Annotated in this window: 21 protein-coding genes; 15 read left to right on the forward strand and 6 right to left on the reverse strand. The window is 72.7% G+C overall.

From position 1 onward, the window contains the following. Nucleotides 1-15 precede the first annotated feature (15 nt). Complete coding sequence (locus tag ACFYRY_RS30970; RefSeq protein ID WP_389152815.1) at nucleotides 16-1533, forward strand: hypothetical protein; 1518 nt, start codon at nucleotides 16-18, stop codon at nucleotides 1531-1533. On the opposite strand, the gene ACFYRY_RS30975 is transcribed toward ACFYRY_RS30970, so the two are convergent. Together ACFYRY_RS30975 and ACFYRY_RS30980 are read right to left on the reverse strand one after the other, a co-directional pair. Continuing rightward, complete coding sequence (locus tag ACFYRY_RS30975) at nucleotides 1530-2867, reverse strand: PH domain-containing protein (protein WP_389152818.1); 1338 nt, start codon at nucleotides 2865-2867, stop codon at nucleotides 1530-1532. The two genes, ACFYRY_RS30970 and ACFYRY_RS30975, sit on opposite strands and share 4 nt — an antisense overlap. After that, the gene (locus ACFYRY_RS30980; RefSeq protein ID WP_389152821.1) at nucleotides 2864-3367 is read right to left on the reverse strand and encodes a PH domain-containing protein; all 504 of its coding nucleotides are present in this window, start codon (nucleotides 3365-3367) and stop codon (nucleotides 2864-2866) included. Before ACFYRY_RS30980 ends, ACFYRY_RS30975 begins: the two co-directional genes overlap by 4 nt. A 31-nt stretch (nucleotides 3368-3398) precedes the next feature. Here ACFYRY_RS30980 and ACFYRY_RS30985 point away from each other — a divergent pair, with 31 nt between their 5' ends. Continuing rightward, nucleotides 3399-4550: an NADH-quinone oxidoreductase subunit D gene (locus tag ACFYRY_RS30985; protein WP_389152823.1), complete on the forward strand. Its 1152-nt coding sequence runs from the start codon at nucleotides 3399-3401 to the stop codon at nucleotides 4548-4550. Here ACFYRY_RS30985 and ACFYRY_RS30990 read toward each other — a convergent pair. After that, entirely contained in the window at nucleotides 4515-5555 is a 1041-nt protein-coding gene (locus tag ACFYRY_RS30990) for an SAM-dependent methyltransferase (RefSeq protein ID WP_389152826.1), read from the reverse strand. The two genes, ACFYRY_RS30985 and ACFYRY_RS30990, sit on opposite strands and share 36 nt — an antisense overlap. A gap of 118 nt (nucleotides 5556-5673) precedes the next feature. On the opposite strand from ACFYRY_RS30990, the gene ACFYRY_RS30995 reads away from it, so the two are divergent. Together ACFYRY_RS30995 and ACFYRY_RS31000 are read left to right on the forward strand one after the other, a co-directional pair. Next, nucleotides 5674-6873, forward strand: a complete 1200-nt coding sequence (locus ACFYRY_RS30995) for a sensor histidine kinase (protein ID WP_389152829.1) — start codon at nucleotides 5674-5676, stop codon at nucleotides 6871-6873. A gap of 65 nt (nucleotides 6874-6938) precedes the next feature. Beyond that, nucleotides 6939-7610, forward strand: coding sequence for a response regulator (locus ACFYRY_RS31000; protein ID WP_389152832.1), 672 nt, complete (start codon nucleotides 6939-6941; stop codon nucleotides 7608-7610). Between the two features lie 32 nt (nucleotides 7611-7642). Here the strand turns inward: ACFYRY_RS31000 and ACFYRY_RS31005 are convergent, their stop codons facing one another. Next, complete coding sequence (locus ACFYRY_RS31005) at nucleotides 7643-8749, reverse strand: DUF5937 family protein (protein ID WP_389152835.1); 1107 nt, start codon at nucleotides 8747-8749, stop codon at nucleotides 7643-7645. A gap of 163 nt (nucleotides 8750-8912) precedes the next feature. Between ACFYRY_RS31005 and ACFYRY_RS31010 the strand changes: the two genes are divergently transcribed. After that, nucleotides 8913-9128 (forward strand): hypothetical protein, encoded by a 216-nt coding sequence (locus tag ACFYRY_RS31010; RefSeq protein ID WP_389152838.1) that lies wholly within the window; start codon nucleotides 8913-8915, stop codon nucleotides 9126-9128. Nucleotides 9129-9148: 20 nt separating this feature from the next. On the opposite strand, the gene ACFYRY_RS31015 is transcribed toward ACFYRY_RS31010, so the two are convergent. Next, nucleotides 9149-10375 carry a threonine aldolase family protein gene (locus ACFYRY_RS31015; RefSeq protein WP_389152840.1) on the reverse strand — a complete coding sequence of 409 codons (1227 nt, stop codon included), beginning with the start codon at nucleotides 10373-10375 and terminating at the stop codon, nucleotides 9149-9151. Between the two features lie 183 nt (nucleotides 10376-10558). On the opposite strand from ACFYRY_RS31015, the gene ACFYRY_RS31020 reads away from it, so the two are divergent. From ACFYRY_RS31020 to ACFYRY_RS31065, 10 genes are all read left to right on the forward strand, one after another. Continuing rightward, complete coding sequence (locus ACFYRY_RS31020) at nucleotides 10559-11497, forward strand: Rossmann-like and DUF2520 domain-containing protein (RefSeq protein WP_389152843.1); 939 nt, start codon at nucleotides 10559-10561, stop codon at nucleotides 11495-11497. Next, a complete protein-coding gene (panC, locus tag ACFYRY_RS31025) occupies nucleotides 11494-12486 on the forward strand; it encodes a pantoate--beta-alanine ligase (protein WP_389152846.1) in 993 nt (330 codons plus the stop codon). Before ACFYRY_RS31020 ends, panC begins: the two co-directional genes overlap by 4 nt. After that, nucleotides 12483-14231, forward strand: coding sequence for an L-aspartate oxidase (locus tag ACFYRY_RS31030; RefSeq protein ID WP_389152849.1), 1749 nt, complete (start codon nucleotides 12483-12485; stop codon nucleotides 14229-14231). The genes panC and ACFYRY_RS31030 overlap by 4 nt, the downstream gene beginning before the upstream one ends. A 5-nt stretch (nucleotides 14232-14236) precedes the next feature. Continuing rightward, on the forward strand, nucleotides 14237-15223 hold the full coding sequence (nadC, locus tag ACFYRY_RS31035; protein ID WP_389152852.1) for a carboxylating nicotinate-nucleotide diphosphorylase: 987 nt from the start codon (nucleotides 14237-14239) through the stop codon (nucleotides 15221-15223). 4 nt (nucleotides 15224-15227) lie between these two features. Then, entirely contained in the window at nucleotides 15228-16025 is a 798-nt protein-coding gene (locus ACFYRY_RS31040) for a type III pantothenate kinase (protein WP_389152855.1), read from the forward strand. 148 nt (nucleotides 16026-16173) lie between these two features. Then, nucleotides 16174-16983: a hypothetical protein gene (locus tag ACFYRY_RS31045; protein ID WP_389153009.1), complete on the forward strand. Its 810-nt coding sequence runs from the start codon at nucleotides 16174-16176 to the stop codon at nucleotides 16981-16983. 46 nt (nucleotides 16984-17029) lie between these two features. Beyond that, nucleotides 17030-17209 (forward strand): hypothetical protein, encoded by a 180-nt coding sequence (locus tag ACFYRY_RS31050; protein WP_389152858.1) that lies wholly within the window; start codon nucleotides 17030-17032, stop codon nucleotides 17207-17209. Between the two features lie 210 nt (nucleotides 17210-17419). Further along, nucleotides 17420-17842, forward strand: coding sequence for a BlaI/MecI/CopY family transcriptional regulator (locus tag ACFYRY_RS31055; RefSeq protein WP_389153011.1), 423 nt, complete (start codon nucleotides 17420-17422; stop codon nucleotides 17840-17842). 9 nt (nucleotides 17843-17851) lie between these two features. After that, nucleotides 17852-18412 carry an amino-acid N-acetyltransferase gene (locus tag ACFYRY_RS31060; RefSeq protein WP_389152860.1) on the forward strand — a complete coding sequence of 187 codons (561 nt, stop codon included), beginning with the start codon at nucleotides 17852-17854 and terminating at the stop codon, nucleotides 18410-18412. A 274-nt stretch (nucleotides 18413-18686) separates the two neighbouring features. Continuing rightward, complete coding sequence (locus ACFYRY_RS31065; protein ID WP_389152863.1) at nucleotides 18687-19022, forward strand: Lsr2 family protein; 336 nt, start codon at nucleotides 18687-18689, stop codon at nucleotides 19020-19022. A 48-nt stretch (nucleotides 19023-19070) separates the two neighbouring features. On the opposite strand, the gene ACFYRY_RS31070 is transcribed toward ACFYRY_RS31065, so the two are convergent. Beyond that, a complete protein-coding gene (locus ACFYRY_RS31070; protein WP_389152866.1) occupies nucleotides 19071-19931 on the reverse strand; it encodes an SCO3374 family protein in 861 nt (286 codons plus the stop codon). Between the last annotated feature and the right edge of the window lie 301 nt (nucleotides 19932-20232).

Here is a 20232-nt window from a genome sequence, read left to right on the forward strand (position 1 = left end):
GGTAAGTTTCTGGCCATGCCACGTGGACGTCACCGCCATTCCCCGCCCTTGCACAGGCTGCTGCCCCCGTCGGCGATCGCTGGCGTCTCCCTCCTCTGCGCGCTCGGCCCCTGGGTGTTCACCCAGCCGATGATGCTCCGCGGGCTGGCCGCGGCCGCCGCGGTGACGGCGATCGTCGGCGCCGTCGTGATGCGCCACTGGGACACGCAGGCGGGCAAGCAGGTCGCCGAGCTCACGCGCGCGCGGGCGAGCGACGAGTGGCGGTACGAGGAGCGGGTCGCCGAACTGGAGACCGACCTGGACGAGTCGCGCGAGCTGCGGGTCAAGCTGGAGCAGCGGCTGCGGGCCAAGCGGTCGGAGCTGGCGGGGCTGCGCAACGAACACGCGGCACTGCTGCGGCGGTACGCCACGGCGGAGACGGAGCGGGCGAGCGCCCTGGAGGGCCGCCGGCTGCTGGAGATAGAGACCGCGGTACCGACCCGCGAGCTGTTGCCGGCGCCGGCCGCGTCCGCTGAGGCGGCGGGGGCTGTGGCAGCCCCGGCCGAGCCGGCGGCCGACGGTACGGCGGAGGGTGCGCGGGTTACGGAAGACGCGGACGGGAAGCCCGGGGCTCCCGCGGCCTTCTCACCGTCGGCCTCCCAGCTGTACCTGCGGGCGAAGGGCGCGCTGGCGCGCTTCGGCGACGAGGGCGACGAGGGCGACGCGGGCGACGAGGGCGACCGTACGGCGGAGGCCGAAGCGGAGGACGCGGAGTCGACCGACGCCGAGTCCGAGATCGCCGAAGCGACGGACGTCGAAGCGACGGACGCCGACGCCACGGATGTCGACGCTGCGGACGTCGATCCGGAAGCCGACGTGGAGCCGGTCGTGGACGCCGATCCCGTCATCGACGTCGAGCCCGTCACGGCCGCCGAGGCCAAGAGCGACGCGTCCAAAACCATCGCGTCCAACCTCATCGCGTCCAAGAACACCCCGCCCAAGAGCCTCGCCAAGGGCAAGGCGAAGGACACCCGCAAGGGCGAGCAGAAGACGGCCTCGGACGGCGGGTCGGTGAAGACCGGCTCCGCAGAGGGGGCCGCCGCCGGTGCCGTCGGGAACGGCAAGCCGGAGGCCGCGCCGGAGGACGAGGCCCAGGGGAAGCCCGAGGCGGTCGACGGGCATCAGCGCGCGACCGCCGCAACCACCACGGCCAGGGCGGCTCAGCCCACCCCGCAGTCCTCCGGACACTTCGTCGCGCCGACCGCGGTGGCGGTCGTACCGTCGGCTCCCGCGCGACGCCACCCGGTCGAGGGCGGCTTCGACTTCTTCGGTACGAAGCAGGGGGCCGAGCCGGCCGCCCTGGAGGCCGTGCAGAACGAGGACCTCGCCGACGTGGTCGGTCAGGAGGCGCTCGCCCTCCACAAGGCCGAGGCCGAGGCGGACTTCAAGACGCCGGACGAGCAGGCGCCGCCGGTCAGCCAGGTGATCGACCTGACGGCCCACGACGAGACGGAACAGATCGACCTGAAGGGCCTGCGGAGCGCGCTGTCCTAGGGCGCCATCCACCGGTCGGGCCGCGCGTCACGTCGTCCCGTCCGTGATCTCTCCGCCTGCTCCCGCAGCAGCTCCGCGGCCTCCTCGGCGTCCCGCAACCGGGCTGTCACCGTCTTGTTGGCCCCCGTGTCCACCTCGACGTCGGCGACTCGCCACAGGCGCTCCCACGGGCCCTGGGTGAGCCGTACGCTCTGCACCTTCGCGTGCGGGACGAGCGACAGCCTGCGGCGCAGCAGTCCGTGCCGCGCCGCGAACACGCTGTCGTCGACGGCGAGTCCGTATCCCCGCCACCACACCGGCGCGCACCGCCCGGCCCGCCGGGGCGGCCGGGACAGCGCCGACCGGGGCGGCACGGTCGCCCCGGGCAGCACGCGGGCGACGACCGATTCGGCGACCTCGCGCGGAGCGACCGGTACCAGCACCGAGTTGGACGACCCGGCCACGTCCAGCTCGACCCGCACCCACCCGCGCCGCCGCCACAGCAGCGGCTCCACGATCCGTACGGTCTGCACGCGCCCCGGCGGCACCGTCTCGTGCGTGCGGTCCAGCAGCCCGTGGTCGATGCGCAGCCCGTCCGGGGACTCGCCGACCGTCCAGTCGTACTCGCCGACGAACCGCCCCACACTGCTCGCGCCCGCCGCGCCCAGCAGCGGCACGCCGGTCGCGAGGACCGTCCACACGCTGTGGGTGGCCAGCCACAGCACCGGCGGCACGACGAGCGCGGCGGCCAGCGCGCCCCAGGTCGCGCCGGTCAGCACCAGGGAGACGGCGAGCACCCGCGGCGGCACCCGCAGCAGCTCGCGGGAGGGCGCCTCACCGACCTCGTGCGCCGTCTCGGGCGCGAAACCGGCGGCACGTGCGAGGAGTTCGGCGCGCAGCGCACGCGCCTCGTCCTCGCCGAGGAAGGCCAGTTCGTCCTTCTTGTCCGTGCCGACGACGTCGAGCTTGAGTTTCGCGACGCCCGCGATCCGCGCCAGCAGCGGCTGGGTGACGTCGACGGCCTGGATCCGCTCCAGCCGGATGTGCGCGGTGCGCCGGAACAGCAGGCCGGTCCGTATGCGCAGTTCGCTGTCGGTCACCGCGAAATGGGTGAACCACCAGGTCAGGAAGCCGTAGAGGGCGGCGGCCGGTATGAGTACGGCCAGCGCGACCAGCAGCATGGTGGTGGTCAGCCTGGCCAGCTGGCGCTGCGTCTGGTCGGGGTCGTGCGCCGCCCACCCGATGAGCACCGCGACCGGCGCCCACGCCCGTCTGAGCGGCGTCACGGGGTGCAGCCTCCGTTCGGTCAGGGGCCGCTTCTCGCGTACGTCGTCCTCGACGCCCGGCGCGCTCACAGCCCCGCCGATCGGGCCTCGCCGAGCTCGGTGAGCCGGTCGCGCAGCCGTTCCGCCTCGGCGGGGTCGAGCCCCGGGATGGTCGCGTCGCTCGCCGCGGCCGCGGTGTGCAGCTGCACGCTCGCCAGCCGGAAGTGGCGTGCCACAGGCCCGGAGGTGACCTCCACCAGCTGCATCCGCCCGTACGGCACCACGGTCTCCTCCCGCCACAGCACACCCCGGCTGATCAGCAGGTCGTCGGCGCGTTCGGCGTAGCGCCAGGAACGCCAGTTGCGGCCGAGCATCACCCACCCCCACGCCATGAGCACCAGCGGCAGCAGCGCGAACGCCGCCCAGGCGGGCCCGACGGCCAGCCCGAGCGGCAGGCCCAGCCCCAGGGCCAGCAGCCCCAGCCACACCACCAGCAGAAGCCGCCGCATGCTCAGCAGCCTCGGCGGCAGCCCGGTCCACACCGGCTCGTCCCCTGTGATCCCCGTGTCTGGCGCGCTCCCCGTCTCCATGGCGTCAGGGTACGTAGGAGAGACTGAGTCCATGACTCCCACGACGGAGACCATGGTCGGAATCGGCGGCGCCGCGGAGAGCACCGACATGGTGCTCAACATCGGCCCCCAGCACCCGTCCACACACGGTGTGCTGCGCCTCAGGCTCGTCCTGGACGGCGAGCGGATCCAGCACGCCGAGCCGGTGATCGGCTATATGCACCGCGGCGCGGAGAAGCTGTTCGAGGCGCGTGACTACCGCCAGATCATCATGCTCGCCAACCGCCACGACTGGCTGTCGGCGTTCTCCAACGAGCTGGGCGTGGTCCTCGGCGTGGAGCGCATGCTCGGCATGGAGGTGCCCCCGCGCGCGGTGTGGACCCGCACCCTGCTGGCCGAGCTGAACCGGGTGCTGAACCACCTGATGTTCCTGGGGTCGTATCCGCTGGAACTCGGCGGGATCACGCCGGTCTTCTACGCGTTCCGGGAGCGGGAGGTCCTGCAGAACGTCATGGAGGAGGTCTCCGGCGGCCGGATGCACTACATGTTCAACCGTGTCGGCGGCCTCAAGGAGGACCTGCCGGCCGGATGGGCCACCCGCGCGCGTGCCGCCGTCGCCGCCGTGCGCTCCCGTATGGACCGGTTTGACGACCTGGTGCTCGGCAACGAGATCTTCCGGGGGCGCACGCGGGGCGTGGGCGTCCTCGCGCCGGAGGCCGTGCACGCCTACGGCGTGAGCGGGCCGATCGCGCGCGCCTCGGGCGTCGACTTCGACCTGCGCAGGGACGAGCCGTATCTCGGGTACGGGGAGCTCCAGGACACCCTGAAGGTGGTGACCCGGACCCAGGGCGACTGCCTGGCCCGCTTCGAGGTCCTCCTGGAGCAGACCCACAACGCCCTCGACCTGGCCGACGCCTGTCTCGACCGGCTCGCCGACCTGCCGCCGGGGCCGATCAACCAGCGGCTCCCCAAGGTCCTCAAGGCGCCCGAGGGCCACACCTACGCGTGGACCGAGAACCCCCTCGGCATCAACGGCTACTACCTGGTCAGCAAGGGCGAGAAGACCCCGTACCGGCTGAAGCTGCGCTCGGCGTCGTACAACAACATCCAGGCGCTGGTGGAGCTGCTGCCGGGCACGCTGGTGGCGGACATGGTGGCGATCCTGGGATCACTGTTCTTCGTGGTCGGGGACATCGACAAGTAGGTCCCCCAGGGGCGCGGGCGGAATGCCGACCGGCTGGAGCAGCCACCCGAAGTCGCCGAGCCCGCCCGTCGCGGTGAGCTCGGCCGCCTCCCCGGCGCTCGCGAGGGCGCGCACGTAAGCCGTCGGCTCCGTGGACGCCAGAGCGAGCGGGGGGCGTGCGCCGGTGAGGCCCAGGGCGTGCAGGGCGGTGCGCTGGGTCAGGACGCGCCCTTGGGGCAGTGCGCACGCGTCCAGCGCGACATGTGCCGTGAGGTCGCACGAGCCGTCGGGTACGGGCGACGTCTCCCGCCCGTTCCGGAAGCCGGTGAGCGTTCCGAACGGGGGGCGCGTGTCCACCGTGTGCGCGTAGTCCACCGCCACCGCGAGCCCCCGCTCCACGGTGGCGACCGCCGCCGCCCACGCCTCGTCCCTGGGCAGCCCGATCTCGGCCCGCAGCCCCTCCTCGGCCGGCAGCGGCCACCACCGGTCCAGCCACTCGGCCGCCGGGCCGCGGGCCGGCTCGCCCAGCCGCTCCCGCCCGTCCTCCCGCACGCGCACCAGCCGCGGTACGCCCGCGGCGTCCACCTCGACGACCTCCACGGGCACGTTGTCCAGCCACTCGTTGGCGAACAGCAGCCCGGTGACCCCCTCCGGGGGCTCGGCCAGCCACTCGATCCGGTGATCGAGGTCCGCGGGCCGCCCGGCGATCTCGACGGCGTACCCGCGCACGCGGGCGGCCACCTCGGCGGGCAGCGCGGCGAGCACGCCCGCGGCCAACTCGCCGCGCCCCGCGGCCATGTCGACGAAGTCGAGCCGGGCGGGCCGGCCGAGCGCCTCGTCGACCCGGCACAGCAGACGGGCCACCGCCCGCGCGAACAGCGGCGACGCGTGCACGGACGTACGGAAGTGCCCGGCCGGCCCCTCCGGCCTGCGGTAGAACCCCTCCGGCCCGTACAGCGCCGCCTGGCCGGCGGCCCGCCAGCCGCGCCAACCGTCCGTGTCCAGCCCCGCGTTTTCCTCCGTCACGTCGTCAGGCTAAGCGCCCAGGGGAACCGAGCCTCCACCTTGCGGAGTACGCGCGGGAGCTACGGATCGGTCCTCCGGTTGACCCCTGCACGCATCTGGCTTCCCTACGCTGGGTTACGTGCAACGCCTCTATGACTTCCTCCGCAGACACCCGACCTGGTTCGACAGCTTCTGGGCCGTCTTCCTCCTCGGGGTCTCCGTGGCGGGAGAAGAGGCCCGCCGGGCCTCCCCGGGCACCGATTCCCTCTATGTGATCGTGCCGATCGTGCTCCTGCTGAGCCTGGTGACAGCGCTGCGCCGGCGGATGCCGGAGAAGATGCTGCTGCTGGCCCTCGGCATCGGCGTGGCGCAGGTCGTGCTGGACGTCGAGACGCTGGCCGCCGACTTCGCGCTGCTGGTGATCGTCTACACGGTGGCCGCGACGGGCGCCCGCTGGGCCTCCCGGCTCGCGCTGGCCGCGGGACTGTGCGCGGCACCCGTGGCGCAGCTGCGGTGGCCGACCGACGAGGGCGCCCTGAGCAACGTCGCGCAGATGGTGTTCCTGATGGTGCCGTTCGCCCTCGCCTGGGTGCTCGGCGACTCGATCCGCACCCGTCGCGCGTACTTCGCGCAGCTGGAGGAGCGGGCCGCCCGCCTGGAGAAGGAGCGCGAGGCCCAGTCGAAGGTCGCGGTCGCCGCCGAGCGGGCCCGGATCGCCCGCGAGCTGCACGACGTCGTCGCGCACAACGTGTCGGTCATGGTGGTCCAGGCGGACGGCGCCGCCTACGTCCTCGACGCCGCCCCCGACCAGGCGAAGAAGGCCCTGGAGACGATCTCCTCCACCGGCCGCCAGGCCCTCGCCGAGATGCGCCGCCTGCTGGGCGTGCTGCGCACCGGCGAGCACCAGGAGGGCGGCGAGTACGTCCCGCAGCCCGACGTGGAGCAGATCGAGGACCTCGTCGAGCAGTGCCGCGACTCCGGACTGCCGGTCGATTTCAAGGTCGAGGGCACCGCGCGCCCGCTGCCCAGCGGCGTCGAGCTCACCGCGTACCGCATCGTGCAGGAGGCCCTGACCAACACCCGTAAGCACGGCGGGCCCAACGCGGGCGCCAGCGTCCGGCTGGTCTATTTCGACGACGGGCTCGGCCTGCTCGTCGAGGACGACGGCAAGGGCGCACCGCACGAGCTGTACGAGGAGGGCGGTGTCGACGGCCGGGGGCACGGACTGATCGGCATGCGGGAGCGGATCGGCATGGTCGGCGGCACCCTCGACGCGGGCCCGCGCCCCGGCGGAGGATTCCGCATCAGCGCCCTGCTCCCGCTCAAAGCAGCGCACTGAGCCGACATCCGCACCGTGTTGACACCTGTAACGACCCCGATGGACAGAGAACGGAAGAGGCCCCGATGACGATCCGCGTGATGCTCGTCGACGACCAGGTGCTGTTGCGCACCGGGTTCCGGATGGTGCTGGCAGCCCAGCCGGACATGGACGTCGTCGCGGAGGCGGGCGACGGCGTGGAGGCGCTTCAGGTGCTGCGTTCGACCGCCGTGGACGTCGTGCTGATGGACGTCCGGATGCCGAAGCTGGACGGTGTGGAGACCACCCGACGCATCTGCCTGGAGTCCGACCCGCCGAAGGTGCTGATCCTGACCACCTTCGACCTCGACGAGTACGCGTTCTCCGGGCTCAAGGCGGGCGCCTCGGGCTTCATGCTCAAGGACGTGCCGCCGGGTGAACTGCTGTCGGCCATCCGCGCGGTGCACAGCGGCGACGCGGTGGTGGCGCCGTCGACCACGCGCCGCCTGCTCGACCGCTTCGCGCCGATGCTGCCGAGCACCGGCAAGGAGCCCCAGCACCAGGGGCTGGAGCGGCTCACCGAGCGGGAGCGCGAGGTCATGATCCTGGTCGCGCAGGGCCTGTCCAACGGTGAGATCGCAGCCCGGCTCGTGCTGTCCGAGGCGACCGTCAAGACCCATGTGGGCCGCATCCTGACCAAGTTGGGGCTGCGGGACCGGGTGCAGGTGGTCGTCCTCGCGTACGAGACGGGGCTGGTGCGCGCGGGCGGGCACGGGTAGCGGTCGGCGGTTCGGTGGTCAGCGGTCAGCGGTCAGCGCAGGATCCCCTCCAGGAAGTCGCTGCCCAGCCGGGCCACCACGGTGACGTCCAGCTGGTGCAGGACGTACCGGCCGCGGCGGCGCGTGGTGATCAGGCCCGCCTTCTTCAGCACGCCCAGGTGCCGGGATATCTCGGGGGCCGTCATGCCGTGCGCCTGGGCCAGCTCGCTCGTGGTGTACGCGCTGCGGGCCAGATGGCGGCACATCCGCATCCGGACCGGGTGCGAGAGCGCGGTCATCCGCAGCGCCAGCTGGTCCACCGACGGCGGCGCGGCGAACTCGGGTGAATGGACGGGGTAGTGCAGCACCGGCTGCCAGCCGTACCGGTGCAGCACGCTCAGGTGCGGCCAGCCCAGGCTCGTCGGGATGAGCAGAAGCCCGCCGTCCCCGGTGGCCGAATGGCCCTCGCCCAGCTTGTCGACGGTGATCCGGGCCGCTGACTCGTCGAGTGTCACCGCGGTCGACACCGAGGCCAGTGCCTCGGACAGGCCTCTGTGCCGCAGCAGGTCCGTCTTGTGGCGGGCGTCCGCCGCGAGCTGGTGCCGCAGCCGGGTCCAGGCCTCCGCGAAGAACGCCTCGTCGCAGTCCTCCACGAACTGCCGGAACCAGGCCCGGACCCACGGCGGGTCGGCCAGCAGGCGCTTGGTGAACCGCACCTGCTGCGGCCCGCGCGACATGGCCAGCTCCAGGGCGAGTCGCCGCGACGCCTCGTCGGAGAGGACCGGGGGCGCCGGCGAGGAGTACGGCATCGCGCAGGAGAACTCCAGGGCCGCGTCCACGAACTGTTCGTCCGACAGCTTGTCCAGCAGAGCAAGGTCCTCGGCGAGGCTCGCGCCCGGAAGGGTGCGGCGGCCCGGGACGCCGGCGAACGGCAGGAAGAGGTCCGAGAACGTCGACCGCCACAGGAAGTCGGCCTCGCACATCCGGTCGGCCAGGTGCGAGTCGAGCCGGGCGGTCACTCCCGTCACCCAGCCCTGCAGGGCGGGATGGTGCCCCGGCTCGGACAACGCGTGGAGCGCCATGCCGAGTTCGGCCAGCGGCGAGAGCACGAAGGCGACCTGCTCCGGCCGCAGCTCCGCGATGTCGATACGCACGCTCATGACCTCATCGTGCCTCCCGCCACTGACAACACCGGCCCGATTGACGGCGCCCGTCAATCGACGCGACGTCACCGCCGTACCGGCGCAGCCTGGTCGGACGGGCAGCCGCGGAGCCCGATCCCAGTCCGGAGAAGCCCGAGAACCCGAGAAGGGGCAGTCGGCCATGGGCATCACGCAGCAGTACCTCCTCGACACCTACCGCGCCGAACGGCTCGGCGAACCGGCGCCGCCCGCGCCCGGTACCCACGACTGGCAGGTCGTCCGCGAACTGCGGGACCGTCGCGCGTTCCGGGCGGTCCTCGCCGAGCGCCCGGCCCGCGGGCGGATACGCCTCGCCGTGCGCCGGTGGCTGCCCTCTCGGTCCCGTTCCACCTGCTGACCGCCCGCCGTCCTCCCCGGTCAGCGGGGACCGGCCAGCCAGGAGACGAAGTCCGCGACCGCCGACCTCACGTCGTCGCGGGTCCACTCCAGGCCGGCCGCCCGCACGTACACCTCCGTGCACGCCAGGCCGGGGCCCCTCGCCTCCCAGGGGTTGCCGAACAGCACGGTCCGCGTCTCCTCGGCCTGCCGGATCGCGGCCTCCGAGACGACATCGACCTCGTACGGCAGCCAGACCTGGAAGTCGTGGGTGTGCGGCACCTCGGGGTGGACGCGCGCCCACGGCACCCCCGCCGCCTCGAACCCCTCGCGCAGCGCCTCGGCCACCACGCGTGCGTGGGCCACGTACTCCGGCAGCCGGGGCAGCTCCCGCTCCAGGCCGATCAGCGCCGCCAGCGCGGTCGGGAACTGCTGGAAGAGCGTGCCGCCGTACCGGTGCCGCCAGGCCTTGGCCTCCTCGACCAGCGTCCTGGGGCCGGCCAGGGCCGCGCCGCCGTACCCGTCGAGGGACTTGTAGAACGACACGTAGACGCTGTCCGCCAGGGCCGCGATCTCCGCCAACGGGCGGTCGAAGTGCACGGTGGACTCCCACAGGCGGGCCCCGTCGAAGTGGACCACCGCATCGCGTTCCCTGGCCGCCGCCACGACCTCGGTGAGTTCCTCCCAGGAAGGCAGCACGAAACCGGCGTCCCGGAGGGGGAGTTCGAGCATCAGCGTCCCGAAGGGCTCGTCGAGGTCGCGTACCTCGTCCGCGGTCGGCAACCGGGGCTCGCTCGTCACCCGGACCGGACGCAACCCGCTGACCTGGCTGAACGCGTCACGTTCATGCACCGCAGGGTGGGCCAGCCCATGCAGGGCGACCGTCGTGTCACCGGTGCGGCCCGCCCAGCAGCGCAGGGCGACCTGCTGGGCCATCGTGCCCGTCGGGAAGAACGCGGCGGCCTCCGTGCCGAGCAGGCCCGCGACCTTCTCCTCCAGGGCCTCGACCACGCCGTTGCCGTACATGTCCGAGCCCTCGTCCAGGTCGTACACCTCCGGCGCCGCGTCCAGCAGGGCCAGACGGTCCCGGAGCGTGCCGTGGACGCCCAGGCGTGCGAGCGCGCGTTCAGCGACTCGCAGGGCGGCGATACGCCGTTGCCTGCGCCGGGTACGCCGGTCCGCCTCGGAGACCGGCTCCCGCTCTTCCTCGTTCTCCTTCCCGTCGGCCCGCCCGTGCGCGTCTGGTGTCTGCTCCGCCGTGTCACTCATGCCCGGATCATGCCCGCGGCCCTCCACGCGGGCATCCGGATTTCGGCCGGTCCGTCAGTGGGCACCCGGCGTGCGGTAACCCACAGCCTGTGGACAACCGAACGCCCCTCGAACCAATCGCGTTAACATGACGAGAAATCGTCCGGTACCCAGAGCGGACTGGAACGGGAAGGCCGCCGTCGCGTGAGTACATTCCAACAGCCAGACCCCCAGGACCGCCCCGCCCGGCTCACCGTCGGTGTCGTCGGCGCCGGCCGCGTGGGCCCCGCACTGGCCGCGTCCCTCCAGCTCGCCGGGCACCGTCCGGTGGCCGTCTCCGGGGTCTCGGACGCCTCCCGGCGCCGGGCCGCGCAGCTGCTGCCCGACGTGCCCCTCGTCCCGCCCGCCGAGGTCCTGGAGCGCGCCGACCTGGTGCTGCTGACCGTCCCCGACGACACCCTGCCCGGCCTCGTCGAAGGCCTCGCCGAGACCGGTGCCGTACGTCCGGGACAGCTGCTGGTGCACACCTCCGGACGGTACGGCGCGAAGGTCCTGGACCCCGCCCTGCGGGTGGGCGCGCTGCCGCTGGCCCTGCACCCGGCGATGACCTTCACCGGCACCCCCGTGGACGTGCAGCGGCTGGCTGGATGCTCCTTCGGCGTCACCGCGCCCGAGGAACTGCGGCTGGCGGCCGAGGCCCTCGTCATCGAGATGGGCGGCGAACCCGAGTGGATCGCCGAGGAGATGCGGCCGCTCTACCACGCGGCGCTCGCGCTGGGCGCCAACCACCTGGTCACGCTGGTCGCGCAGTCCCTGGAGCTGCTGCGCGCGTCCGGTGTCGAGGCACCCGACCGGATGCTCGGCCCGCTGCTCGGCGCCGCCCTCGACAACGCCCTGCGCTCCGGCGACGCCGCCCTCACCGGCCCCGTCGCGCGCGGGGACGCGGGCACCGTCGCCGCCCACGTCGAACAGCTGCGCAAGCACGCCCCGCAGGCCGTCGCCGGCTACCTGGCGATGGCGCGCGCGACGGCCGACCGCGCCCTCGCCCACGGCCTGCTGAAACCGGAATTCGCGCAGGACCTGCTCGGGGTACTCGCCGAGGGGACCGACCGGGCCGACGGCACCGAGGGGGACGCCCGATGACCACCGTCCTGCTGCGCACCGCCGACGAACTGCACGCACGTACCCGCGCGGGCCGCCGCGCCGTCGTGATGACCATGGGCGCCCTGCACGAGGGGCACGCCACCCTGATCCGCACCGCGCGGGAGATCGCCGGAGCCGACGGCGAGGTCGTCGTCACCGTCTTCGTCAACCCGCTCCAGTTCGGCGCCGGCGAGGACCTCGACCGCTACCCGCGCACCCTGGACGCCGACCTCAAGATCGCCGAGGAGTCGGGCGCGGACGTCGTGTTCGCACCCGCCGTCGACGAGGTCTACCCGGGCGGCGAACCCCAGGTCCGCATCAGCGCCGGACCCATGGGGGAGCGCCTGGAGGGCGGTTCACGGCCCGGCCACTTCGACGGCATGCTCACCGTCGTCGCCAAACTGCTCCACCTCACCCGCCCCGACGCGGCGCTCTACGGCCAGAAGGACGCCCAGCAGCTCGCCCTGATCCGCCGGATGGCGCGGGACCTGAACTTCGGCGTCGAGATCGTCGGCGTGCCCACCGTGCGCGAGGAGGACGGGCTGGCCCTGTCCAGCCGCAACCGCTACCTCTCACCGGCCGAACGGCGCACCGCCCTCGCGCTGTCCCGCGCGCTGTTCGCGGGCAGCGACCGGCACGCGGCGCAGGAGGCGCTGCGCGCCCGGGCCCGTGAGGTGCCCGCCACCCGAGCGCGTGCCGAGGCCCTGAGCGCCATAGGGGAGTCCCGGGCCGCCGCCGACACCCACGCCGTCGCCAAGGCCGCCCCCGGCGGCCCCGCGACCGTCCGCGCGGCCGCCCGCCTGATCCTCGACGACGCCGCCCGCCTGGACCCGCCGCTCGCGCTGGACTACCTGGCGCTCGTCGACCCGTCCGACTTCACCGAGATCGAGGACGACTTCACCGGCGAGGCCGTGCTCGCCGTCGCCGCCCGGGTCGGTACGACCCGGCTGATCGACAACATCCCTCTCACCTTCGGAGCCGCCTCGTGACCAGCACAGGCATACGACTGCACGCGCCCGCCCCCGGGTGGTCCATCACCGCGGACGTCGTGGTCGTCGGCTCCGGAGTCGCCGGTCTCACCGCGGCCCTGCGCTGCGAGGCCGCCGGCCTGAACACCGTCGTCGTCACCAAGGCACGCCTCGACGACGGCTCCACCCGCTGGGCGCAGGGCGGCATCGCCGCGGCCCTCGGCGAGGGCGACACCCCCGAACAGCACCTGGACGACACGCTCGTCGCCGGCGTCGGCCTGTGTGACGAGGAGGCCGTACGGATCCTCGTCACCGAGGGCCCCGACGCCGTCCGCCGGCTGATCGAGACGGGCGCCCACTTCGACGAGTCCGCCGAAGGGCGACTGGCACTCACCCGCGAGGGCGGCCACCACCGCCGTCGCATCGCGCACGCCGGCGGCGACGCGACCGGCGCCGAGATCTCCCGGGCGCTCGTCGAGGCGGTCAACGAGGCGATGCCCGAGGCCACCGGCGCGCGGCGGCTGCGCACCATCGAGAACGCGCTCGTCCTGGACCTGCTCACGGACGCCGACGGCCGCACCGCCGGCGTCACCCTGCACGTCATGGGCGAGGGCCAGCACGACGGCGTGGGCGCCGTGCACGCCCCCGCGGTCGTCCTCGCGACCGGCGGCATGGGCCAGGTCTTCTCGGCGACCACCAACCCGTCCGTCTCCACGGGCGACGGCGTGGCGCTCGCCCTGCGCGCGGGAGCGGAGGTCTCCGACCTCGAGTTCGTGCAGTTCCACCCGACCGTGCTGTTCCTGGGCGCGGACGCGGAGGGCCAGCAGCCCCTGGTCTCCGAGGCGGTCCGCGGCGAGGGCGCCCACCTGGTGGACGCCCAGGGCGTGCGCTTCATGGTCGGCCAGCACGAACTGGCGGAACTCGCTCCGCGGGACATCGTCGCCAAGGGCATCACGCGCCGCATGGAGGAGCAGGACGCCACGCACATGTTCCTCGACGCCCGCCACTTCGGCGCCGAGATGTGGGAGCACCGCTTCCCGACGATCCTCGCCGCCTGCCGCGCGCACGGCATCGACCCGGTCCACGAGCCCGTCCCGGTCGCCCCGGCCGCCCACTACGCCTCCGGCGGCGTCCGCACCGACGCGCACGGCCGCACCACCGTTCCCGGCCTCTACGCGTGCGGCGAGGTCGCCTGCACCGGCGTGCACGGCGCGAACCGGCTCGCGTCGAACTCCCTCCTGGAAGGGCTGGTCTACGCCGAGCGCATCGCCGCCGACATCGTGGCCAACCACGCCGTGAACGGTCTGCCCGCGCCGGTGCCCGCCCCGGTCGCGCACCCCGAGAAGCCCGCCCACCCCCTGCTCGCCCCGGAGTCCAGGTTCACGATCCAGCGGATCATGACGCGCGGCGCGGGCGTCCTGCGCTCCGAGGAGTCCCTGGCCACCGCCGCCGACGCCCTGCAGCGCCTGCACACCGACGCCCGGGGCGCCCTCGACGAGAACGGCAAGACCGCCGAGCCCGGCGTCGACACCTGGGAGGCCACCAACCTCCTGTGCGTGGCCCGCGTCCTGGTCGCCGCCGCGCGGCTGCGCGAAGAGACCCGGGGCTGCCACTGGCGCGAGGACCACGCCGAGCGCGACGACACCAGGTGGCGCCGCCACATCGTCGTACGGCTGAATCCGGACCGCACACTCGCCGTACACACCACCGATACCGCAGACTTCCCCCCGACCCGGCAGCACCAGCAGCGCCTCCAGGAGCAGTGACAGAAGTGACCACCCCCGACCTTCCCCTCGCCCAGAACGGCGGCTGCGGCGACGGCTGTGCCTGCGGCGCCGACGCCGGCCTCGACGGCGCGGAGTACCTGGAGTGCGGGCTCGACCCCGCGCTCGCCCAGATCCTCGCCGACGCCGGACTCGACCCCGTGGAGGTCGAGGACCTCGCCAACGTCGCCATCCAGGAGGACCTCGCCCACGGCGTGGACGTGACGACCGTCGCGACCATCCCCGAGGACGCCGTCGCCACCGCCGACTTCACCGCCCGCGAGGCCGGCGTGGTCGCGGGCCTCAGGGTCGCCGAGGCCGTCGTCTCGGTGGTCTGCACGGACGACTTCGAGGTCGAGCGGCACGTGGAGGACGGCGACCGCGTCGAGGCCGGGCAGAAGCTCCTGTCGGTCACCACGCGGACCCGTGACCTGCTGACCGCCGAACGCAGCGCGCTCAACCTCCTGTGCCGCCTGTCGGGCATCGCGACCGCCACCCGCGCCTGGGCGGACGCCCTGGACGGCACCAAGGCCCGCGTGCGCGACACCCGCAAGACGACACCCGGCCTGCGCTCCCTGGAGAAGTACGCGGTGCGCTGCGGCGGCGGCGTCAACCACCGCATGTCGCTGTCCGACGCGGCCCTGGTCAAGGACAACCACGTGGTCGCCGCGGGCGGCGTCGCGCAGGCCTTCAAGGCCGTACGGGAGGCCTTCCCCGAGGTCCCGATCGAGGTCGAGGTCGACACCCTGGACCAGCTGCGCGAGGTCATGGACGCCGGAGCCGACCTGATCCTGCTGGACAACTTCACGCCCGCCGAGTGCGCGGAGGCGGTGGCCCAGGTGCAAGGTCGCGCGGCCCTGGAGGCGTCCGGGCGGCTCACCCTCGACAACGCCAGGGCCTACGCGGACACCGGGGTCGACTACCTCGCCGTAGGGGCCCTCACCCACTCCTCGCCGATCCTGGACATCGGCCTGGACCTGCGCGAGGCGGAGTAGCGCCATGCTCCTCACGATCGACGTGGGCAACACACACACGGTTCTGGGCCTGTTCGACGGCGAGGACATCGTCGAGCACTGGCGGATCTCGACGGACGCCCGCCGCACCGCCGACGAGCTGGCGGTGCTGCTGCAGGGCCTGATGGGCATGCACCCGCTCCTCGGTGACGAGCTGGGGGACGGCATCGACGGCATCGCCATCTGCGCGACCGTGCCGTCCGTGCTGCACGAGCTGCGCGAGGTGACCCGGCGCTACTACGGCGACGTGCCCGCGGTGCTCGTCGAACCCGGCGTGAAGACGGGCGTGCCGATCCTGACCGACCACCCCAAGGAGGTCGGCGCGGACCGGATCATCAACGCGGTGGCCGCCGTCGAGCTGTACGGCGGGCCCGCCGTCGTCGTGGACTTCGGTACGGCGACGACCTTCGACGCGGTCTCCGCGCGCGGGGAGTACGTCGGCGGTGTCATCGCGCCCGGTATCGAGATCTCCGTGGAGGCCCTCGGCGTGAAGGGGGCACAGCTGCGGAAGATCGAGGTGGCGCGCCCGCGGAGCGTGATCGGCAAGAACACCGTCGAGGCGATGCAGTCCGGGATCATCTACGGGTTCGCGGGCCAGGTCGACGGAGTGGTGAACCGGATGGCCCGGGAACTGGCGGACGACCCGGAGGACGTGACGGTCATCGCGACGGGCGGACTCGCGCCCATGGTCCTCGGCGAGTCCTCGGTGATCGACGAGCACGAGCCGTGGCTGACGCTGATCGGCCTGCGCCTGGTGTACGAGCGGAACGTCTCCCGGATGTGACCCGCGGTGCGGGCCGGCGCACCCCGGCGTCGGCCTCGCACGTCCGGGTGGGTGGCCGCGGGCGCCACACCCGGCGCCCTTATGTCGAATTTGTCTGATTAGCGCGTATCGTCGCAACATGCCCACGCCATACGGATCCCGCGGCGGCATGGCGTTCGGTGTGGAGGAGCTGCGTGTGCTCCGCCGCGCTCTCGCCCTCGCCATCCACCCCACGCCCGCCCAGGCCGAGGACGTCCAGGACTGCCTCCGCCTAGCCGAGTCCCTCGACGAGGCGGCGCGCGAGGGCGCCCGGCTGCGTGCCTTCCTGGTGGCCGACCTCGCCCGCTACCGCGCCGCCCTCCCCGGCACCGCCGCCGGGTACCTCACGCTCCTGGAGGAGGCCCTGGGCGCCGGATACCGCCCGGACCCCGACGACCTGAGCGCCCTGCGGGCCCTGCGCGGCAACCCCGTCGCCGCCTTCCTCCTGGACCGCTGCCAGGCGCCGGCCGAACAGGACGTACAAGCCCGTCCGGCCCCCGGCGCCACCCGCCGGGTCGCCGCGGCCACCCCCTCCGTCCCCGCGTCCCGTACGCGCCTCCTGGCCCTCCCCGGAGGCCGTTCGGGCCCCACCGGGCACCCGGCAGGACGCGACGTCGAGGAACGGGGCAAGGGGCACGCGGGTGCCCCACCCGGGGTTCATCCCGCGAGCGCCGTCAATGCAGGCGTCAACGCCGCCGATGCCGCGCCCAAGGATCCGGGCAAGGGTCCGGGCAAGGGCCCGGCCAGGGACCCCGAGCGCAAGCCCCCGCAGAAGCCCGCCGAGCGTCCTGAGCGGCCCGAGCGCCCCGCCGCCCCCAGGCCCTCGTCCCCCGCCCCGAAGCCGTCCCGCCCCATTCCCACCCCGGGCGAGGTCTTCCCCCGTCGCAAACCGGCCGGCCCGCCACCGGAAGATCCTCCGCAGCAGCTGGCCGCGGGCTGAGGCACCCCGCCCCGAGCGCCCCCCGGCCCCTGGCTACTCTGGACGCATGGACTACGTTTCCGCGCTCGTGCCGCCGGTCGTCATGGCCGTGTTCTTCATCGGCCTGATCAGGGTGATCGTGAAGAGCCAGGGCGGGGCCAACAAGGCCAAGGAGGACGCGGCCGTCGACGCCGCCCTCGCACGCGCGGAGAGCACCCGTCAGGGCTCCGCGAACAGCGACGCCTGAGCTGCGGCGGCGAGGGGGCGAGAACGCCGGCGGACATCCCCGCCCGCTCCCCACGATGAGATGTGGGCGTACGACTCCGATTCCCCGAGTCGTGCGCCCTTTTTGAGCTTGTCTGCCGGTGCGGGCGCACGTCCGTCAGGCCGATGTCGGGATCTCCCACTATTGTGCTGAACTGTGCCCCGCCCATTGGGAGAACTCGAAGACGCGGTCATGACGCGGGTGTGGAAGTGGAACCGCCCGGTGACCGTTCGAGAAGTCCTGGAAGATCTTCTGCAGGAACGGTCCATCGCATACACCACGGTGATGACCGTCCTGGACAATCTCCATCAGAAGGGCTGGGTGCGCCGCGAGGCGGAAGGCCGGGCCTATCGATATGAGGCGGTCTCCACCCGGGCCGCGTACGCCGCGGCACTGATGAACGACGCCTGGTCCCAGAGTGACAACCCGGCCGCGGCTCTCGTCGCGTTCTTCGGCATGATGAGCGACGAACAGCGCCATGCCCTGCGTGATGCCGTGCGCATGGTCCAGGGACCGGAATCATCCGAAGCCCCACCCGGCCCTCCTTCCGATACCGCCGGGTCCGATACCGCCGGGACGAGCCCCGGCTCGGCGCCGGAGGACGACGGGCGATAGCGTCCGCTCATGTCTGCAGAGAGCTCAGCGGAGACTCCCTCCGCGGAGAGTCCCGAAGTCACCGCAAAAGCCATCACGGTCAGGCGGGCCCGCACCGGCGATGTCCCGGCCGTGCGTGGACTCCTTGACGCGTACGTCCGTGGCCGCATCCTGCTCGACAAAGCGACGGTCACCCTTTACGAGGACATCCAGGAGTTCTGGGTCGCCGAACGGGACGACAACGCCGAGGTGGTCGGCTGCGGTGCCCTGCATGTGATGTGGGAAGACCTCGCGGAAGTCCGCACTCTCGCCGTGAAGGACGGCCTGAAGGGCGCCGGTGTCGGCCATCAGTTGCTGGAGAAGTTGCTGCACACCGCGCGTTGGCTGGGCGTTCGCCGCGTTTTCTGTCTGACCTTCGAAGTGGACTTCTTCGGCAAGCACGGCTTCGTCGAGATCGGCGAGACGCCGGTTGACACCGATGTCTACGCGGAGCTCCTGCGTTCCTATGACGAAGGCGTGGCGGAGTTCCTCGGTCTCGAACGGGTGAAACCGAACACCTTGGGCAACAGCCGGATGCTTCTGCATCTGTGATCGCCAAGACGTGCCATGGGGCGACAAGGACAGAGGCAAGGACAGATCGGGAAGACCCCATTCCGTCCCGCCGGGCCTTGCCCAGGTTCCCTATGTCCGAAACGCACATGTTTCCGGGCTGGGGGAGGTCGGTCGATCCCTCCCGAGGGTTTGTGTTTTTCCGGCAAAAGCGGTTTGCTTTCCGACGTACTGCAGTACTGCATATAACAGGGGACGGCGAAACGGCGGACGCCGCAGACTCCCGGCCCTCAAGTTATGGATGAAAGGAAATCCGGTGGCACAGAAGGTTCAGGTCCTTCTTGTCGATGACATCGACGGTGGCGAGGCGGACGAGACCGTCACGTTCGCGTTGGACGGCAAGACGTACGAGATCGATCTCACGACCACCAATGCGGACAAGCTGCGTGGTCTTCTTGAGCCTTACGTGAAGGGCGGTCGCCGCACGGGCGGTCGTGCTTCGGGTGGTCGCGGAAAGGCGCGTGCCGCTTCCGGTGGCAGCCAGGACACCGCGCAGATCCGCGCCTGGGCGAAGGAGAACGGTTTCGAGGTCAATGACCGCGGCCGCGTTCCCCAGACCATTCGCGAGGAATACGAGAAGGCCAACGGCTGATCGAGGTATCCGGCTCGGCGCGGATCCGGCCCGAAATCGGTGCCTGGCTCAGTGCCGGGCCCGGGGCACGGTCGACGGCCGGGCGCACGCCTGTCGCAGTCGCAGGCGGTGGCACTGCGTCGCCGCGGTGCTCAGAACGCGTACGAGATCGGGGGCGCCCCCACCGCCCCACATGGCCGACAGCGTCGGCAGCGAGGCCTCGACCTCGCACCCGGGCTCGGGGGGCCGCACCCACACGGCGGCCCCTTGCACGCCCCCGAAGCGGCCCTGCGGCAGCGAGCGCCCCGCGGGAGGCCCCGCGGGGGAGGGAAGCCACGGCCCGCCTTCCCGAAGCGGACGTGCCGCACCAGTCCGCTCACGCTCATCCGGCCCCGCCTCCCCGGCCTCGTAGGGCAGCCCCACCGACGCCCTGTGCCCTGTCTCGTGGGGTAGCGCCTGCCCCGGCTCCCGCGAGAGCGCCCGCGCCGTAGGCGCCGCCTCCGCCGTGTCCGGTGGCGCTGGAGCGTCCAGTTCCCCTCCCTCGCCGATCATCGTGAGGTCGAGCGGCAGCGTGCCCCACTCCAGCCAGGCCAGCACCGCCGGAAGTTCCTCCGCGCTGCCCGCGGCCACCAGGAACCGCATCCGGCCGCCCTGCAGGGCCACCGGGGACCCCGCGGCCAGGTGGCGCAGCGCGGCCCGGCCCGCCTCGGCCGGCACGTCCAGGACGTCGAAGCGCCGGCCCACCGCGAGCCGCACCGGGACGGCCCCGGGGCCGGACGGGACTCCGTGCGGTCCGGACGGCGCGGGCACGGTCGGCCAGCCCAACTCGTTCTCGTACCACCGGCGGATCCGGTCGCCCGGATCGAGCGGCCTACGGGGAAGCGGGACCGTGGGGCGTTCGGCCGTGACCGTCGGGAGGGTGCCAACCATGCCAAGCGCAACAGCCGAAGAGCAGCGAGAGTTACGCTGCGTGCCCTGTCGTGTGCGCAGAGTGCCGAACCGGGGATGCCGGGGGCGCGGGGGAGACGCGAGGTTGTTCGCCCATAGCGGAGCGAACCGGTGCGCTCGGCATGGAGTGCGCCGACCCCAGCGGGTAAGACACCCTAGTGGGAGGGGGCGACACGCAGGACGGGACGTCTCACGTTCGCCATCGGCGTACTGATGGTGAGGGTAACTGCCTGGCCTGCGGGAACATCGTCTCGCACCATCGGGTTGGAGCAGATGTCGGCGT

It is taken from the genome of Streptomyces sp. NPDC005263, assembly GCF_042872365.1.
Lineage (GTDB): Bacteria > Actinomycetota > Actinomycetes > Streptomycetales > Streptomycetaceae > Streptomyces.

Excerpts from the sequence above, each read along its gene's own strand:
- ACFYRY_RS31005 (WP_389152835.1), bottom strand. The coding sequence starts at position 8,749 with ATGAGCGTGCGTATCGACATCGCGGAGCTGCGGCCGGAGCAGGTCGCC.
- panC (WP_389152846.1), top strand. The coding sequence starts at position 11,494 with ATGACCACCGTCCTGCTGCGCACCGCCGACGAACTGCACGCACGTACC.
- ACFYRY_RS31010 (WP_389152838.1), top strand. The coding sequence starts at position 8,913 with ATGGGCATCACGCAGCAGTACCTCCTCGACACCTACCGCGCCGAACGG.
- ACFYRY_RS31070 (WP_389152866.1), bottom strand. The coding sequence starts at position 19,931 with ATGGTTGGCACCCTCCCGACGGTCACGGCCGAACGCCCCACGGTCCCG.
- ACFYRY_RS31015 (WP_389152840.1), bottom strand. The coding sequence starts at position 10,375 with ATGAGTGACACGGCGGAGCAGACACCAGACGCGCACGGGCGGGCCGAC.
- ACFYRY_RS30980 (WP_389152821.1), bottom strand. The coding sequence starts at position 3,367 with ATGGAGACGGGGAGCGCGCCAGACACGGGGATCACAGGGGACGAGCCG.
- ACFYRY_RS31060 (WP_389152860.1), top strand. The coding sequence starts at position 17,852 with ATGTCTGCAGAGAGCTCAGCGGAGACTCCCTCCGCGGAGAGTCCCGAA.
- ACFYRY_RS31000 (WP_389152832.1), top strand. The coding sequence starts at position 6,939 with ATGACGATCCGCGTGATGCTCGTCGACGACCAGGTGCTGTTGCGCACC.
- ACFYRY_RS31055 (WP_389153011.1), top strand. The coding sequence starts at position 17,420 with ATGACGCGGGTGTGGAAGTGGAACCGCCCGGTGACCGTTCGAGAAGTC.
- ACFYRY_RS30970 (WP_389152815.1), top strand. The coding sequence starts at position 16 with ATGCCACGTGGACGTCACCGCCATTCCCCGCCCTTGCACAGGCTGCTG.
- ACFYRY_RS30985 (WP_389152823.1), top strand. The coding sequence starts at position 3,399 with ATGACTCCCACGACGGAGACCATGGTCGGAATCGGCGGCGCCGCGGAG.
- ACFYRY_RS31040 (WP_389152855.1), top strand. The coding sequence starts at position 15,228 with ATGCTCCTCACGATCGACGTGGGCAACACACACACGGTTCTGGGCCTG.
- ACFYRY_RS31045 (WP_389153009.1), top strand. The coding sequence starts at position 16,174 with ATGGCGTTCGGTGTGGAGGAGCTGCGTGTGCTCCGCCGCGCTCTCGCC.
- ACFYRY_RS31050 (WP_389152858.1), top strand. The coding sequence starts at position 17,030 with ATGGACTACGTTTCCGCGCTCGTGCCGCCGGTCGTCATGGCCGTGTTC.